This window comes from Cyclobacterium roseum (assembly GCF_010119225.1).
GTDB lineage: Bacteria > Bacteroidota > Bacteroidia > Cytophagales > Cyclobacteriaceae > Cyclobacterium > Cyclobacterium roseum.
Genome location: NZ_WNKF01000005.1, coordinates 138,299 through 154,975 on the forward strand (window position 1 = coordinate 138,299; position 16,677 = coordinate 154,975).

The 16,677-nt window shown below is 41.5% G+C and carries 13 protein-coding genes; 12 read left to right on the plus strand and 1 reads right to left on the minus strand.

Translation table 11 applies throughout. The features are described 5' to 3' along the window. Window positions 1-55 precede the first annotated feature (55 nt). Window positions 56-1,708, minus strand: coding sequence for a pyruvate dehydrogenase complex dihydrolipoamide acetyltransferase (locus tag GJQ68_RS09270; protein WP_162417024.1), 1,653 nt, complete (start codon window positions 1,706-1,708; stop codon window positions 56-58). A gap of 121 nt (window positions 1,709-1,829) precedes the next feature. Between GJQ68_RS09270 and GJQ68_RS09275 the strand changes: the two genes are divergently transcribed. The 12 genes from GJQ68_RS09275 to GJQ68_RS09330 all read left to right on the plus strand — a co-directional run bounded on the left by GJQ68_RS09275 (window position 1,830) and on the right by GJQ68_RS09330 (window position 16,653). Further along, the gene (locus GJQ68_RS09275) at window positions 1,830-2,798 is read left to right on the plus strand and encodes a YheT family hydrolase (protein ID WP_162417025.1); all 969 of its coding nucleotides are present in this window, start codon (window positions 1,830-1,832) and stop codon (window positions 2,796-2,798) included. Window positions 2,799-2,833: 35 nt separating this feature from the next. Beyond that, complete coding sequence (locus GJQ68_RS09280) at window positions 2,834-3,532, plus strand: SOS response-associated peptidase (protein ID WP_162417026.1); 699 nt, start codon at window positions 2,834-2,836, stop codon at window positions 3,530-3,532. Next, entirely contained in the window at window positions 3,532-4,434 is a 903-nt protein-coding gene (locus GJQ68_RS09285) for an MBL fold metallo-hydrolase (protein WP_162417027.1), read from the plus strand. Before GJQ68_RS09280 ends, GJQ68_RS09285 begins: the two co-directional genes overlap by 1 nt. A 649-nt stretch (window positions 4,435-5,083) precedes the next feature. Beyond that, window positions 5,084-7,423, plus strand: a complete 2,340-nt coding sequence (locus GJQ68_RS09290) for a GumC family protein (protein ID WP_162417028.1) — start codon at window positions 5,084-5,086, stop codon at window positions 7,421-7,423. 33 nt (window positions 7,424-7,456) lie between these two features. Further along, window positions 7,457-8,365: a beta-1,6-N-acetylglucosaminyltransferase gene (locus GJQ68_RS09295; RefSeq protein ID WP_162417029.1), complete on the plus strand. Its 909-nt coding sequence runs from the start codon at window positions 7,457-7,459 to the stop codon at window positions 8,363-8,365. Then, window positions 8,362-9,765: an oligosaccharide flippase family protein gene (locus GJQ68_RS09300; RefSeq protein ID WP_162417030.1), complete on the plus strand. Its 1,404-nt coding sequence runs from the start codon at window positions 8,362-8,364 to the stop codon at window positions 9,763-9,765. Before GJQ68_RS09295 ends, GJQ68_RS09300 begins: the two co-directional genes overlap by 4 nt. Further along, a complete protein-coding gene (locus GJQ68_RS09305) occupies window positions 9,762-11,045 on the plus strand; it encodes a hypothetical protein (protein ID WP_202927907.1) in 1,284 nt (427 codons plus the stop codon). Before GJQ68_RS09300 ends, GJQ68_RS09305 begins: the two co-directional genes overlap by 4 nt. Beyond that, on the plus strand, window positions 11,042-12,067 hold the full coding sequence (locus GJQ68_RS09310; RefSeq protein WP_202927908.1) for a glycosyltransferase family 2 protein: 1,026 nt from the start codon (window positions 11,042-11,044) through the stop codon (window positions 12,065-12,067). The genes GJQ68_RS09305 and GJQ68_RS09310 overlap by 4 nt, the downstream gene beginning before the upstream one ends. Before the next feature lie 26 nt (window positions 12,068-12,093). Further along, window positions 12,094-13,188, plus strand: coding sequence for a glycosyltransferase (locus tag GJQ68_RS09315; protein WP_162417031.1), 1,095 nt, complete (start codon window positions 12,094-12,096; stop codon window positions 13,186-13,188). Between the two features lie 11 nt (window positions 13,189-13,199). Further along, window positions 13,200-14,216, plus strand: coding sequence for a glycosyltransferase (locus GJQ68_RS09320; protein WP_162417032.1), 1,017 nt, complete (start codon window positions 13,200-13,202; stop codon window positions 14,214-14,216). A gap of 590 nt (window positions 14,217-14,806) precedes the next feature. Beyond that, window positions 14,807-15,652, plus strand: a complete 846-nt coding sequence (locus tag GJQ68_RS09325; protein WP_162417033.1) for a polysaccharide deacetylase family protein — start codon at window positions 14,807-14,809, stop codon at window positions 15,650-15,652. A 17-nt stretch (window positions 15,653-15,669) separates the two neighbouring features. Beyond that, window positions 15,670-16,653 (plus strand): beta-1,6-N-acetylglucosaminyltransferase, encoded by a 984-nt coding sequence (locus GJQ68_RS09330; RefSeq protein WP_162417034.1) that lies wholly within the window; start codon window positions 15,670-15,672, stop codon window positions 16,651-16,653. Window positions 16,654-16,677 lie beyond the last annotated feature (24 nt).

Genomic DNA, 16,677 nt, shown 5'->3' on the forward strand with positions numbered 1-16,677 from the left:
ACAAAAAGCCCTATTCCTAGGACTTTTTGAACTTACAATCTTTTCCGGCCTGTCATCAGATAAGCAAGCGGACGGGATCTTCCAGAAGGTTCTTTATTGTTTGCAAAAAGGCGGAACCAATGGCGCCGTCCACCACCCGATGATCACAGGACAGGGTCACCTTCATCAGGTTGCCCGGTACGATTTCACCATCCTTCACGATGGGTGTCTGCCGGATCCCTCCGATAGCAAGAATACAGGCATCCGGTGGGTTGATAATGGCGGTAAACTCGTCGATTCCAAACATTCCGAGGTTGGATACCGTGAAGGTATTTCCTTCCCAATCCTTCGGTTGCAGCTCTTTGTTCTTTGCCTTCCCGGCGAGTGTTTTGGATTCTTTAGAAATTTGTGAAAGAGACTTGCTATCTGCAAATCGAATAACCGGCACCAACAAGCCCTCTTCTACCGCTACCGCCATTCCAATATGGACATGATCATTATACCTGATCTTATCTCCCATCCATGCTGAGTTGACATTCGGATGCTGCTTCAAGGATGCGGCCACCGCTTTGATGACCATATCGTTAAAAGAAATTTTTACCGGTGCCACCTCATTCATACTTTTCCTGGCCTCAATGGCTTTATCCATGTTGATTTCCATGGTCAGGTAAAAGTGAGGTGCCGTAAACTTGCTCTCGGCAAGCCGCTTGGCAATCACTTTTCGCATTTGAGATACCTTCTCCTCACGGAAGGATTCCTGACCTACACCCGCAGAAGTACTGGCAGCGGCTGCTGCAGGAGCTTTGGCCGGATCGAAGTTTTCAATATCTTTTTTAATAATCCGTCCGCCGTCTCCGGAACCTTTTACCAGAGAGATATCGATGCCTTTTTCTTTCGCCATCTTTTTGGCAAGCGGAGAGGCCTTTATTCTTCCATTGGAGCTGGAACTCCCCGTGTCCGCCGTCTTTTCCGGTTGGGATTCACTTTTCGGTGAGGATTTTTCTTCCTCCTTTTCTGCTTTCGGAGCCGCTTTGTCTTCTCCTGCAGGTTTTTCCTTTTCTTGTTTGTGCGCTTTTAATAAGGTTTCGTAATCAGCGTCCTTCTCGCCAATGATGGCAATTACACCATTCACCTCCACGGAATCCCCTTCCTCGACACCAATGTGGAGCAAGGTACCGTCATCATAGGATTCCAGCTCCATGGTGGCTTTATCCGTCTCCACTTCGGCGAGTACATCGCCGGATTTCACCTCATCTCCAACTTTCTTTAACCAACTGGCGATGGTTCCCTCCTGCATGGTATCACTCATTTTTGGCATGGTGATTACCGTAGCATTGATTTCGGATGTATCGATCTTTTCAGCTCCTTTTTTGGAATCGCTTTCACTTTGAGTCGTCTCCTGCTCTTCTTCCGGCTCTTCTTTTGACTCTTTGGAAGCCTCTCCATCTCCTCCGGATTTAATCTCTTTGAGGAGTTCGTCTATATCTTCGCCTTTTTCACCCAGTATGGCGATGACCCCATTTACAGGAACGGAATCCTTCTCCTCCACGCCTATGTGAAGTAAAATTCCCTCATCGTAAGATTCCAGTTCCATGGTTGCCTTATCTGTCTCCACCTCTGCCAGAATATCACCTGGTTTTATCTCATCCCCCACTTTTTTTAACCATTGTGCGATCACCCCTTCTTCCATGGTGTCACTCATTTTGGGCATTCGTATTATTTCGGCCATAAGTTAAATTATTCGAATTCATGTTTTCAGCAATCCAAAAATAGTTCTTAAAATAGGTTTATCAAATTTAATAATAGTATTTTCACGTAAGAAATGTTAATGGAACGCCCCCAGCTACCGAATGCTTGCCCAGAAAGAGTCTAAATACAATCCCCACCAATTTTTAATCAATGGTCACCTGCAAACCCTAATTCCCGCCCTTTTCAGAAAAAAAATACCTTTACCATTTGAGAGAGAACGGATTAGTACCGAAGACGGTGATTTCCTGGACCTGGATTGGCTCAAACAGGGAAGTTCAGAGGTGGTCATCATCAGCCATGGCCTGGAAGGAAATAGCCAGCGGCCCTACATGAGCGGCATGGCCGAAAACTTTTTCAACAAAGGGTATGATGTGCTAAACTGGAATTTTAGAGGCTGTAGTGGTTCGGTCAATCGAAAGCTGGTGTTTTATCACTCTGGGGCCAGCCCTGACCTGGAACAAGTGGTGCTTCATGCCGAAAAAAACTACCGATCCATCTATTTAATCGGCTTTAGTTTGGGAGCAAACCTGACGTTAAAGTACCTGGGAGAAAAGGAGTGGCCGGGCCATCAAAAAATAAAAAAAGCAGTGGCCATCTCCGTTCCCCTGGACCTGGATGGCTCTAGCCAGCAGATTGACAAAATCAATAATAAATTATATGCCTATCATTTTCTTTATTCGTTAAAGCGAAAAATACGGCAAAAAGCAGTGCAATTCCCAGAAATCGTTATGGGAAAATCCCTGCATCGAATACGCACCCTACGAAACTTTGACGATGCTTTCACCGCCCCATTGCACGGTTTTAAGGATGCAGCGGATTACTACAGGCAATGTTCTGCGCTTCAATTCCTACCCGCCATACGCAAGCGGACGTTGGTATTGAATGCCCGGAATGATCCTTTTTTGAGTGCTTCTTGTTATCCAGAAGAACGGGAGGCAAATCCGGCTTATATCTGCCTGCATTACCCCCGACAGGGAGGACATGTAGGCTTCAGTCCGCGAGCAAAAAATGAGCGTTATTGGTCCGAAGTCCGGGCACTTGAATTTATTCAGCGTGAAAACTATCTTTAAGCAAGACAAAATCCCTCAGCTTTTAATCAATCCTTATGTGTGGTAGATATTCTTTAGCCAAAACCAAAATAGATCTGGAAAACAGGTTCGCCGCCGAAATGCTGGAACCTTTTGAACCCAGATACAATATTGCTCCTTCGCAATTAGTGCCCGTCATCACCAGCGATAGCCCCAAGGGATTTTCCCATTTCTATTGGGGATTGACACCCGCCTTTGCCAAAAACAAACCAGTGGCCACCAAACTCATCAACGCAAGGGCAGAGACCATTACAGAAAAAGTAACGTTCAAATCGGCATTTAAAAAAAACCGTTGCCTGGTGCCTGCCGATGGGTTTTATGAATGGAAAAAAATCGGAAAAAAAACCAAAGTACCTTACCGGTTTGTCCGGCATGGAGAGGAGCTTTTTGCTTTCGCGGGTATTTGGGAAGAATACGAAACAGAAAAAGGGGATATTGCGCACACGTTTTTAATTCTGACAACTGCTCCCAATCAACTCACCTCAGAAATTCATGACCGGATGCCGGTGATTCTCAAAAAGGAACAAGAATCTAAATGGTTGGATCTTGAGACCCCGGAAGAAACCTTGCTGGAGATGCTTCAACCTTACCCCGACTCGGAAATGATGAAATACACGGTTTCGCCTATGGTCAATCAGGTGGCCAACGACACTCCCTATGTGATCCGAAAAACCCTCCCAATGGATCAATTTGGTAATTATACTTTATTCGGATAATGTACACGATAAAAACTTTGGACCTTCACTTTCAGAAAGAAGGTCATACCATTGCCAGTTTTTTGATTTCAGACCAGAATCACCATGTCTTGGTGGAAACAGGGCCCGAAAGCACCTGGCTCCAACTCGTATCTGAGCTTCGAAAACACCAGCTCACCCCAAACGATATCGATGCCGTTTTGCTCACGCACATCCATTTTGACCATGCAGGAGCTGCCTGGAAACTGGCTGCGGCAGGGGCAAAAATTTACGTGCATCCCATAGGTCTTCCCCATTTGGCAAGCCCCGAAAAACTCTGGCAATCCGCCGCGCAAATTTATGGGGAAGCCAATATGGAAAAACTCTGGGGCAGCATGGAACCCATTGAAAAGGAAAAATTGATCCCAACAGCAGACTTTGAGACAATAGGCATTGGAAAGATGGCCTTCACGCCGCTTCACACGCCGGGTCATGCCATCCACCATGTAGCCTGGAAACTAGATCAATGCATTTTTACAGGAGATGTGGCAGGGGTAAAAATTAACGAAGGACCGATCGTCCCTCCCTGCCCACCGCCGGACATTCATCTGGAGGACTGGAAGGAATCTATGGAAAAAATCCTGGCACAAAAACCGGATAAATTATACCTGACCCATTATGGGGCGGTAACAAATCCCAGTCAGCATTTTGACCAACTGAAAGAGGTACTAGACGACTGGGCCGAATGGATTAAAATCCATTTTCAGGCTGGGACTGCGAAAGAGTTAATTGAAAAAGGGTTTCTGAACCATACAGAAAATCAAATGACTACTGCTGGGACAAGCCCAGCGGTGCAGCGCCTGTACGAGTTAGCCAATCCGAGTTGGATGTCGGTCAGCGGGCTGCTTCGATACTGGAAGCTAAAAGAAGCAGGCAGGATTTGATTAGTTATATTTTTTCTTTTTTTATTTATTATTTATTGATATACAAACTATTTATTAATACACTTATTTTTTTAGGCACGTTTTAATCAACTGATTTTGGTTTTTTTATAAATTTTATTTAATTTTTTATATTTAAATATGTTTTTATTTTTTATTTATTAGCAAAATAATAATTTTATATTATTGTCTATTGCAAAATTTCATACTTTATTTGATTGCCATATAGCTGCTTATGGGATGCATCTCATCGAAATTCCTTTTACGTATTCTTACCACTTCTCCTGCACTATTTTAAGATGGGGTTCATGATCAAAATCATTATTTTTTTGAGTAGAAATGTATTGGAATTCTATTTTTTAATTTTACATTTGTAAAAATGTATTTCAAATACATAAAAAGGTTTTAAAATAGAATCGCAGCATATACTCTGAGTTTCAGAGATGGCAGGTAATATTTAAATATTTTAAGTCACCACTTTACTATTTAAATATTTTTTTTGAACAACCGCAACATTCCCATTACCGCAGCAGCTTGGGATTAAAATGGGATAAAGTCCGCAATTCCCCTAAATGGGATTGACCAGACGAAGTTGTGTACAAACAGCAAATAGTTAAATCGTTTTTTATTACACAGGCTTTTATTTTAGAAAATGGACATTAAGGAATTCTTAACCCAGGATATTGATTTAAGGAAATCAAGTTCCGTTCCCTTCGAATTTTATTTAAAGAAATACCTGAGGCATTGGTATCTATTTTTAGCAGGTATACTTGTCTTTTGCGGAGCGGCCCTGGCGTACATTTATTATACGCCCAATCAGTATGAAATTAGCTCCACGTTGATGATAAACAATAGTGAGGAAACGAAAAAAGGGTTTTCAAACAATACTGTTTTGGATGATTTAGACGGCTATCAGACCACTAATATTGTTGAAAATGAAGTGGAAGTATTAACGTCAGTATCCCTAATCAAAAAGACTTTGGAAAAAATGAACCTTTACAATACTTTCTATGTAGAGGATGGCTTTAGACGATATAAGGAACTATACGGGGATGCGGTACCAGTAAGGATAAACTATAGCAAACTTAACGAACGGCCTAAAAAGCTCACCGGAATGGTTCGATTAGAAATAGTGGATAACCAAACTTTTGTATTGGAAATCGAAGAGGGGATTAAAAGCCGCCATTCCTTTGGGGAAAAGTTGAGCACTCTTTTTGGAGAGTTCACCGTAAATTTACACGAGGATCAGCAGGTTTCTCATCCTAAAATCATTTTTTTTACGTTTAATGATCTTCGGGAAATGGCCGTTGAGTACAGCGAAAGCCTCAACGCTGAACCTACGAACAAGCTCTCTACTGTAATTTCACTTAGCCTTTTGGCCACTATTCCTGAAAAGGGGGAGCATTTTTTAGAAACCCTGGCAGAGGTTTACAATAGTGAGGCATTAAAAAACATCAATTCCACAGCAGCCAATACACTTGCCTTTATTGATGAGCAAATGGAAAAACTCACTACCGAACTTGCAGAAATAGAACAGGCGGTAGAAACCTACAAAAACGAAAACGCTATTTCTGACCTCAGTTCTGAGTCCCAGCTCTACCTTGAAAATTCCAGTACTACCAAGCAGAAACTATCGGAATACGAAATCAGCATTGAAGTATTAAATAACCTGGAGGAAAATTTAACCAGCAGTGTCAGTTCATCCAAAATGGTTCAGGGTTCCCTCTTGATAGAGGACGCTACCTTATCAGATCTGGTTAAGAAATATAATGAATTGCAACGGGAACGTCAGCAGCTCTTAAACGGGACAACTTCTGATAATCCCCTGGTAAAAAACCTGGACGAACAGCTCTACAGCCTTAGATCCGACCTTTTGGAAAACATTCAAAGTAGTAAAAGAAGTATCCAAATTGCTATAAAAAGCCTGGAGGAAAATGCTTTAAGAATCGAAGAAAGGGCTAACCGGGTTCCTCAAATTGAACGGGAATTGTTAACCATCACCAGACAACAGGCGACGAAACAAGAAAACTATCAGTATCTAATGAGAAAAAGAGAAGAGTCTGTACTTTCTCTCGCCGCCACATCCGTATCCAACGCACGGGTTATTGATCCTCCGATGGCTGGTCTTTACCCAGCCAAACCGTTAAAAAAGCTTGTTATGATACTTGCCTTTTTTTTAGGAATAGGCTTTCCATTTGGGCTGATTTTCTTTAACGATTACTTTTTCGGTAAAATCGGACAAAAAGATGAAGTGGAGGCAATGAGTCAGGTACCGGTGATGGGAGAAATATCTCATGAAAAGAGAAAAGACCTGTACCTCGGAACTACGCGGCGCAAGTCTCTGATCAGAGAACAGGTGAATTTGATTTGGACGAACATGAAATTCGCCTCCATGCGAAAAGCCAATCAGGTGATTCTAACCACTTCCAGCATAGGAGGAGAAGGCAAAACCTTTTTCAGCATAAACTTAGCAGCTGCTATCGGATTGTCCGGTAAAAAAACGGTGATCTTGGAGTTTGATCTCAGAAAACCTTCTATCCTAAAGCAACTTGGTATCAATTCAGAAAAACCTGGAATCAGCGAGTATCTTTCGGATGAAAACTATCTAACTCGTGATATACTAACACTTTCAGAAGATAACCCAAACATATTCGTCATTGGTGCTGGTAAACTACCGGAAAATCCAATTCAAATCATGAATAGTCCCCGGTTAGGGGAGCTTTTTGACGAATTGCGGAAGAAATTTGACCATATCATCATTGATAGCGCGCCTATTGGATTGGTTGCCGACGCATTTGCCCTTTCACCTCATGTCGATATGCTTGCCTATGTAGTCAGGTATTACTATACCAAACCCAATCACATCAAATTAATCAATGAGATCGCAGATAAGGGTAAATTTTCGAATCCCGTTTTGGTTTTAAATGATGCCAAATCCGAACATAGTTATGGGTACGGGTACTACTATGATAAAAAAACAGCAAAAATTTAACTCCTATTACAAACTTTAACTTTTTGACAGATTATGAAACATGCCATTCTGTTTTTGGCCTACAAAAACATCGACCATTTGATGGAATACATTGATTTTATGGATGATGACTTCCTGTTTTTTATACACCTGGACAAAAAAAGCAAATTTAGTAATGCTTCAATCGAAAGGCTTACCAGTCAGAAAAATGTGGTGTTCGTGAGCCGCAAGTATTCTGTAAACTGGGGAGGTTTGAATTTACTTAAGGCCTTACTATTGCTGGCCAAAGAAGCGCTGAAAAATAAAGAAGTCGGATACCTCCACAGCATGAGTGGTCAGGACTTTCCAATAAAGAGTAGCCAGCAAATAAAACTTTTTTTTGAAAGACATAATGGAAAACAATTCATAGAATACTTTCCCCTTCCCTCTTCCCGATGGGTAGGAGGGGGAATAAACCGCCTGGATTACTATAGTTTTTACGATGTTTTTAATAAAAAAACCAAATCGGGATCAAAACTAATCAGCATCCTATTGAAGATTCAGAAATTTCTCGGATTCAGACGAAAGCCTTTTGCTTTTTTTCCAAAACTTTACGGCGGATCAGCGTGGTGGTCGCTTAGCCGGTCTTGTGTCAGCTACGTTATTGACCAATTAGATCAAGACCCCCAGATAATGGTGCGAATGAAACATACCCATTGTCCCGAAGAAATTCTATTTCAGACAGTCCTTTTAAATTCACCCTTTCAATCCTCCGTCCACGGAAACACCATGACACTGGTGCTTTGGGAATGTAGAAATGGAAACAGCCCGGCCACCCTGGATCGATCGGACTTATCAAAAGTATTGAATTCAAATAAATTATTTGCCAGGAGGTTTGAGTACCCTGTCTCGAAAGAGCTCGTAAAACTAATAAAAAAAGAAGTGCACAAGCAGTCCGATTCTTTGATAACTTTTTTACCGTGATAAAAAAAATTTTTCATAACAAAGTCTTTAAGAACTTTTCATACCTAACAATAGGGAGTATACTGTCACAATTGATCAGTTTGCTTACAGTTTTGAAAATTACCAAAATCCTTCATCCGGATGATTACGGGCTGTACACCTTTATGATTGCTCAGGGAACTTTACTACTTACAGTGGGTGATTTGGGTATTCGCAATATCGTCATCCGGACCATCGCAAGGGATCCAAACCGGTCTAAAGACCTTATTTACAACGGCGCCATTTTAAGAACCCTTGCCTTATTGGTGTTGGGAGCTGTATACTTAATATACAATCATTTCCTCGGAAATCTGCAGGCAGAAGAACTGCTATTTGTCCTTTTATTTGCACTAATTTCCTGTTTTGGAAAACTGTTTGAAACGGCATTTCTGGGGCACCAAAAAATGCTTCCCCCGTCCGTTATCAATCTAAGCTTCAGTGTTCTTTGGTTTTTATGGATTTTTATTATTCCTGCTGCCATCGTGGATGTCCCCTTTCTCTTTTATTCCTTCTTGTTCCTAAATATCATAAAAAACCTGGTATTCCACATCATATTAAGCAAGCAGGGGCTCATTCTGGGGAAAATGGATGGTTTTTTAGCTTCTTCGTATTCCTTACTGAGAGAAAGCTGGCCCTATTTAGCTCTGGTCCTGGTGATGCTTCCTTATACCAAGTTTACCAATAACTTCCTGGACATTAATTCGACGCGAGAAGAAATTGGCTATTTTAACCTTTCCGAAAGGCTAACCGGACCCATTTCATTTGTGCTTGATTTCGGCTTGGTTGCCATTTTTCCAAACTTATCAGCCCTTTGGATTTCCAACAAAAGTAAATTCAAAAACTATATAAGCGTCGGGTTCAAGTATTACATGCTTTTTGGAATGCTATTATGCTTTCTTTTCACTCTTTTCGCAGAGGAATTGTTTGGGCTTATCTTTCCAGCAAGCTACCTTCCAGCCGTTTTGGTCTGCCAGCTTCAGGTTTGGTATTTATTCCTTACTTCTGTGGACAGCTTGATTGGAACCGTTTTCGGTGCTACCAATAACGAGAAAAAAATCCTTCGATTGGGAATAGTCAATTCCCTTTTCTCCACTCCGATACTATTCTTCAGCAGCCAATATGGAGCGTTGGGACTGGCATCGGGAATGATTTTTTCATTTGCTGTATTCCAGTTTTACCTCTGGCATGTTTTCGGTAAAACCCTCCAGTTCAAAATCGAGGACAGAGGTTTGATGTGGATCTCAGCAGCAGTGCTATTCGGGTTCTCCTATTTCATTGCAAACGAAATCGGCTTTATTTATAAATTTTTGGTCGGTGTGCTGGTATTGGCTCTCACCGGCATTTATTTTTTCCGGAATTATACACTCGCAAAATCGGCATGAAAGAAAAACTAACCATTGTCTATCTCTCCTTACTGGTAATCATCAGTTTGAATTTTTTTGATGCCAAGTTCATCAACCCAAAAATGGTCAATTATCTGGTTTTTTTGACCGTTGTTGGAACTGTTATGGTGTCTGCTTTATTCATGTTTGACCGGAAAGGTGGCTTTGTCCTTCCGGTGCAGATGATATCACTGTCAATCGCCTTCTCTATGGTGATGGCACTCTTTTCCTGGGGGCAAGGATTTAAAGACAGCTTGTTTGAGACGTCGCAATACATGCTTTGGCCCCTGTTTTTTTTATTACTTTACCTGAAGATCCCCATTCGTACTCTTGAAAAAATAATTCTTGCGTATGGTATTCTGTATGTTCTGCTGTATTTTTTTCAGTATGCCAATGCGCACACCGTGTTTTTCGGCAAACCTATTTCAGGAGAAGAATTTTCCGAGCAGCGAGGTGCCATACGCATCATTTTTCCTGGAGCGGGCATCTTTATCCTATCCATCTTCATTGCCATTACAAAAATCACGCAAAATGACCGTTATAAATGGCTTTATGGCGGATTAGCAGTGCTGGGGCTCGTCGTTCCGATCATGCAGGTCACCAGACAATTTATAGCCGGTGTATTTCTGATTTATTTTTATCATTTTTTTAAAAGCCAGTCTTTGCTAAAAAAATTCCTGATCCTGGGAGCTTTCGCCGGCGGATCACTCATCCTGCTAAATTCGGATATACCCATGATCAACGGGGTCATTGAGGTGCAGCAACGGGATGCGAAATTGGGCAAAAATTACATAAGGGTAGAAGCTGGGAAATATTTTCTTACCGAATTTTCTCCTAATACCCTAAGTCAAATATTTGGTAACGGGGCACCAAACTGGGGTATTTCTACCTACGGAAAATTCGTAGAAAGACTCAGTAATACACATGAGTATTTCCTCTCCGATGTGGGGATAATTGCTGTCTATGCCATGTTCGGGGTGTTCGCCATAGCGGGTTTTGGGCTGATGTGGTACAAAAGTTTTCTATTAACGGTCCCAAAGCAATACGTCTATGTGAAATACTATTTATGGTACCTATTGATTACCAGTTTTACCTGGTATTCGGTATACCATTATCATTATATCATTGCGACCATTTTTGCCCTTTATATTTATCACCGATCCAGCATGGAACAAAAAAAATGGGACATCGTCAAGCAGTTTTTAAAAAACCCGTCCGATAGGAAAGGGAGCAAGCAGCGGTCAGCTCCTGTGATGGACGAAAAGCTCATCAACCAATGAAGAACCCCATCTTATCCGTAATCATGCCGGTATATAATGGCGAAAAGTACTTACAGGAAGCCATAAATAGCGTTTTGAGCCAAAGCTTTACGGATTTTGAATTGATCGCGATAGACGATGGATCTAGTGATGGCTCAAAAAAAATCCTTAATAGCCAATCCGATCCGAGGATACAGGTTCTCAGCAACGGGACCAATAAGGGTATTTCATTTACCCGAAACAAGGGCCTGCAAATGGCAAACGGGGAGTTTTTAGCCTGGATGGACTGCGATGACCTCATTGCCCCGGATAGGTTTGAAAAACAATTGGCTTTCTTCAACACCCATCCCCAGGTAGGTATTTGTGGTACCTGGCTGACCCGATTCGGCAAAAAAAAATCCGATGTATCCAAATCCCCTACTGACCATGAGGTAATCAAAGCAATGCTTTTGTTTAAACCTGCTATTTGGAATGCTACCGCCATGTACCGATTAAATTGGATAAGAGAAGCTAAACTGGCTTTTGACCCAAGACTGGCTGTGGCCGAGGACTTTGACTTCTACTGGGAAGCCTGTCGGAAATTCCCGGTGGCCAACCTGCCGGAATCCCTATACTATTACCGAGATTCCGATTCAAGCATTATGAAAAGCTTTGATGGAGCAGAGGAACGAAGTTTTGCCATTCACAGGATTATTTATGAGAAATCACTTCGGGAGCTGGGCATTGTTCCTACTGAAGATCAACTACGCATTCACCGTAGCATCGGCTCCACTCATCTGTTTGAATCGTACGCATCCTACAAAGAGGCATTTAACTGGCTACTATATCTGAAGGAAAAAAACGAATCTAAAAAAATATACCACCCAGACGCTTTCTCTGAAATACTCGGAGACATTTTTTTCTTTCTCAGTAAAAAATCTTCTCAAGTAGGCTTACCTGTGTTTTTCCACTACCTGAAAGAAATCAGAAAAAACTATCCGGCAGACCTGTATCAAACCATAAAATTACTGGTAAGGTGCCTGATTAGATACAACCGTTTTTAAACGAACATTTTTTAAATCAAACTTAAATGAAAAATTTACTAATAGTCACCAAGTCTCAATACGGATACCACATCGATCCATACAAGTTTGGCTATTATCTGAAAAATGACTTTCGGATTACCCACTTGTCCTGGGATTTTGGTCTCCCGAAAATCACTGTGACGGGCGTAAAAACAAAGTACCTTAGCCGAGAAGGAACCAAGTTGATGCGGTTTTTCCGGTTTTTGAAGCGCATACAGGAGGAAATCAAAACCGGACACTATGACCTCATATTTTTGGTGTATTTCCCGGGTTGTTCGTTTTTGCGCTGGCAAAACCCACAACACACTTTCAATCTGGATATCCGCACAGCAACGGATACTGACAATTCATTGGTCAACTCTATTAAAGATCGGCTGCTAAAATGGGAAAGCTCCAAGTTTCCACACCTTTCTATCCTGAGCCATGGACTCGCTAGAAAATTAGGTTTTAAAAAATACCATTTCCTTCCTCTCGGAGGGGAACGATTCTGTACCAGGGATAAGTCCTTTGATAAGGCAAATTTACTATATGTAGGAACGCTGGAAAACAGGAACCTCATGGCCTTTATTCGCGGATTTCATTTGTTTTTAACATCTACGGATGACTCTCAATTTCCTGTTTCCTTAACCATCATCGGAGACGGTCCTGGAAATGAGCGTGCTGAAATTGATGATTACATTCGCGCAAATGGATTGCAAGGGATAATAAAAACTACCGGGTATGTGCATAACGACCTACTAAACGAGTTTTTTGAAAATTCTAACGTAGGGATATCCTTCGTGCCTATTACCCCCTATTATACGCATCAACCTCCTACTAAGACCTACGAATATTTACTTTCCGGCTTACCAGTGCTGGCGACAGCTACCGAAGAGAATGCCAAGATCATAAGCGATGATTGCGGTATCCTTGTTCAGGACACGGAGGAGTCCGTAGCAAGGGGACTCGGGAAATTGATGCAACAATTAAAGTATTTCGACTCAGAAAAAATTCGCCTGGTGTGCAGTGAAAACTCCTGGCAAAACATTGCCCAAAATAATCTGGGACCCTATCTGGAGTCGCTAAAGGTTACAAATAGAAACTCAATTCAGCTCAGATAAAGGCACCCATCATGAAAAGAAAGACGATAAACTCCCTCTACGTTACCAATATGTATCCTACTGAAGACCATCCAGTGGACGGAATCTTCATCAAGGAACAAATTCAGGACCTGTCTACGAAATTCTCTCTTCGGGCAGAAATTGCATTGATAGATTCGATATATAAGGGTAAAAAAGAATACCTGAAATCCATCTTTTCCATCCCAAGAACCATCCGGTCCAGGGCTTTTGATATTATACATATACATTACGGATTGTCCGGATTATTTCTTTTGTTTTTCAAACCCCAACAAAAAGTATTCATCACCTTACACGGAAGCGATATTCAAAAACGAAAGAAAAATAGTTGGCAGGTTTGGTTAACAAAAAAAATTCTTCCAAAAGCAGACCTGATTTTTGTCCAGAATGAAGCCATGAAAAACCTTGTACTTCCCTTTAATCAAAAGGTACAAATCGTTACTTGTGGGGTGGATGCGGATTTTTTCAAACCTGAAACGCATCCCAAGTCCCCGGGGAATTCCAAATTGGTATTATTTCCAAGCAGTCCAAAAAGAGAAGTGAAGGACTACCCGCTCTTTACCCGCGTAATAGATCGAGTAAGAAGCCTGGTTCCCTATCCGGTCAATACCGCTTGTATTGACCAATTAAGTCGATCCGGAGTAAAGACCCTTTTGAGCAAGGCAGATTGCCTACTTCTCACGTCAAAAACAGAAGGGTCTCCTCAGGTAGTAAAAGAGGCCCTGTGCTGTAACCTGCCTGTGATATCTGTAACAGTAGGCGATGTGAAGGAAATTGTAGAAGGAGTTCCCAACTGCCTTGTGGCCACTTCTCATGATGTGGACGAGTTGGCATATCTGCTAATCAAAATGCTTCAAGAGGAAAGGGGGGATATCCGGAATGCCTTTCTTCAAAAAGGAAAATACCAGCACGGAGATATTGCAGACACCATTGCCAACTATTACCTGCAGGCCTTGGACGAACCCCTCGCAGCAACCAATCCCATAGGAGTTACAGAAACAATATCCTGAAATCAACAAGAATTGAGAAATGAATTAGATCTGCTTTTACTAAGCAACTATCTATAACAAAAAGCTTCAACGAATTGGTAAAATTGATGATTGATACGGAAATGAAAACATTTAGGAAAAAAGTTCACCGGTCATACGGGTACAAAATGTCATTACCAATTTGCTTGTTGGGTTTGGTATGACCGACATACGCGTCACATTCTAACACCATTTTAATGAAAAATACCTGGCCGAAACCGGCTTTATCACAACGAATCTACCCCTGTTGCCAGGCAACTCGGAAAAAGCTGGGATAGAAATTCTGACCGTTTGCGCTTCCGCCAATAAAATTGGTGTCAAAATATCCGGAGGTGCTGAAACTAAGAGAATATTATTGCTAAAAAAGATGTAAGTTTAAAGTCATACAAGAAATAGCCCCGGAAGCCTTTCCGAGAGAAGTCTTCCAATATGTTCGTTTCATTGACGGAATCGATTCCATTCTATTTGGAACCTCTACAAGAGCCTCTATCTATCAGTCAAAATCAGTCATTGAAAGCTATTCGGTTTTGGTTCACGGATAGACCTTTAGAATAGACCATTTTTATGTTATTATGAAAAAAATTATTTTCGCTTTATTACGGTATTCAGGCCTACCTGCCTTTTTTAGGGAGGTTTTCCAGAGAAATAGCGTTTCGGTATTGATGTTTCATGATATGGACTTCAAAACCGCTGAGATGTCCTTTGCATACCTCTCCAAACATTATAATTTCATCTCTTTGGAGGAATTGATTGCTGCTATCCAAAATACTGATGGAAGCAATCTCCCAAAAAAGGCCATGGTCATCACTTTCGATGATGGCCATATCCGAAACTACGAATTGCTACCACTATTCAAAAAATACAAGGTACCTGTAACCATTTTCCTTTGTTCGGGAATAATCGACACCTTTAAACACTATTGGTTTTTGGAGGACCTGGATAAAAATACCCTCCGTCACTTGAAGAGTATCCCCAATGAAGAGCGAATCTCCTTTCTAAAGGCGAGAGGATTCGATGCGGAAGAAGAGCACTCTGATAGGCAGGCATTATCTGCTGATCAGATAGACGAAATGGCAGCCTGGGTTTCCATGCAGTCCCATACAGTTTCTCACCCTATTCTTAGCAATTGTGTAGACGCAGAATCAAAATGGGAAATTGCCGAATCCAAATCAGCACTGGAAAAAAAACTGAAAAAGCCTATCAAAGCCATTGCCTATCCAAATGGTAGTTTTACAAAAAGAGAAGTTAACTTCGCCAGAGAGGCGGGGTACCAGTGCGGATTAACGGTGAAACCAGGATTCAATTCCATCCGAACCGACCCCTTTGAACTTAAACGACTGGATCCCAATGATACGAGTAACATCAATGAACTCATTGTGAAATCTTCAGGAATTCAATCTATTTTTTCTTTTTTTTAGCTCCTTAATACAAACCAATGACTATCAATTATTTAATACTTGCTCATACCAACCCACCTCAGGCAAAAAAATTGGTGGCTGCATTAAATCAGAAAAACACTCGGTTTTATATCCACGTAGACCTAAAAACAAGCATTTTCCCTTTTCAATGTGCATTAAGCGAGTTCCCGAACCTCTATCTACTCCCTGAAAACCAACGTGAAACCTGCGTTTGGGGAGGGATTGGAATCGTAAAAGCGACCTTAACCATGCTCAAATTAATAGAAGAAAAAGGAGATAAAGGCTACGTTGTCCTTTTAAGTGGACAGGATTACCCGGTTAAATCAAAAGACTACATTACAGCCTATTTTCGAAAAAATGTCGGAAAAGATTTTATTTCCTGGTTTCCCCTGCCTGCGACTCAGTGGACCAGGGGTGGTATGGATCGGCTCAACCGTTACAAAATAAATCTGTCTCATAAAAAAGGAGATTTCGTACAACTCCCTTCGATTCATTCAAGGGAATTTTACAAATTTGAATGCCTGAAAAAGCTGGTGAAGCTAATCAGCCGAATGAAAGTCAGAGAGCTCCCGGTTCTATTTTACAAAAAACACTTTCCTTCCTATCTAACACCCTACGGTGGCGATACCTGGTGGGCACTGACAACTGAAACCACTTCCAAAATCCTAGCGTATATCCGAAATCATAGGGACTTGCTCACGTACATGGCCCATTCGAATCTGCCTGATGAAATGATGTTTCAAAGCATGGTTTTGGAGATCAATAAAGGAAATTTAGATAAGATACACCACTCATTAACCTATGCAAATTGGTCCGGAAAGGACGAAAATTCTCCACATACCTTTACCCCCGATGATATTCCCCGACTAAAAGGTCTCTCCCCTGATTTTCTATTTGCAAGGAAATTTGATTCCGAGCCTTACCCCGATCTTTTGGACCGCATAGAGCAGGAAGTCTGGCCTACCCAACGTGGGAAAAATGGAGCCAATAACCAGGTTTGATTGGCTCCATTTCTTTGATTTAAG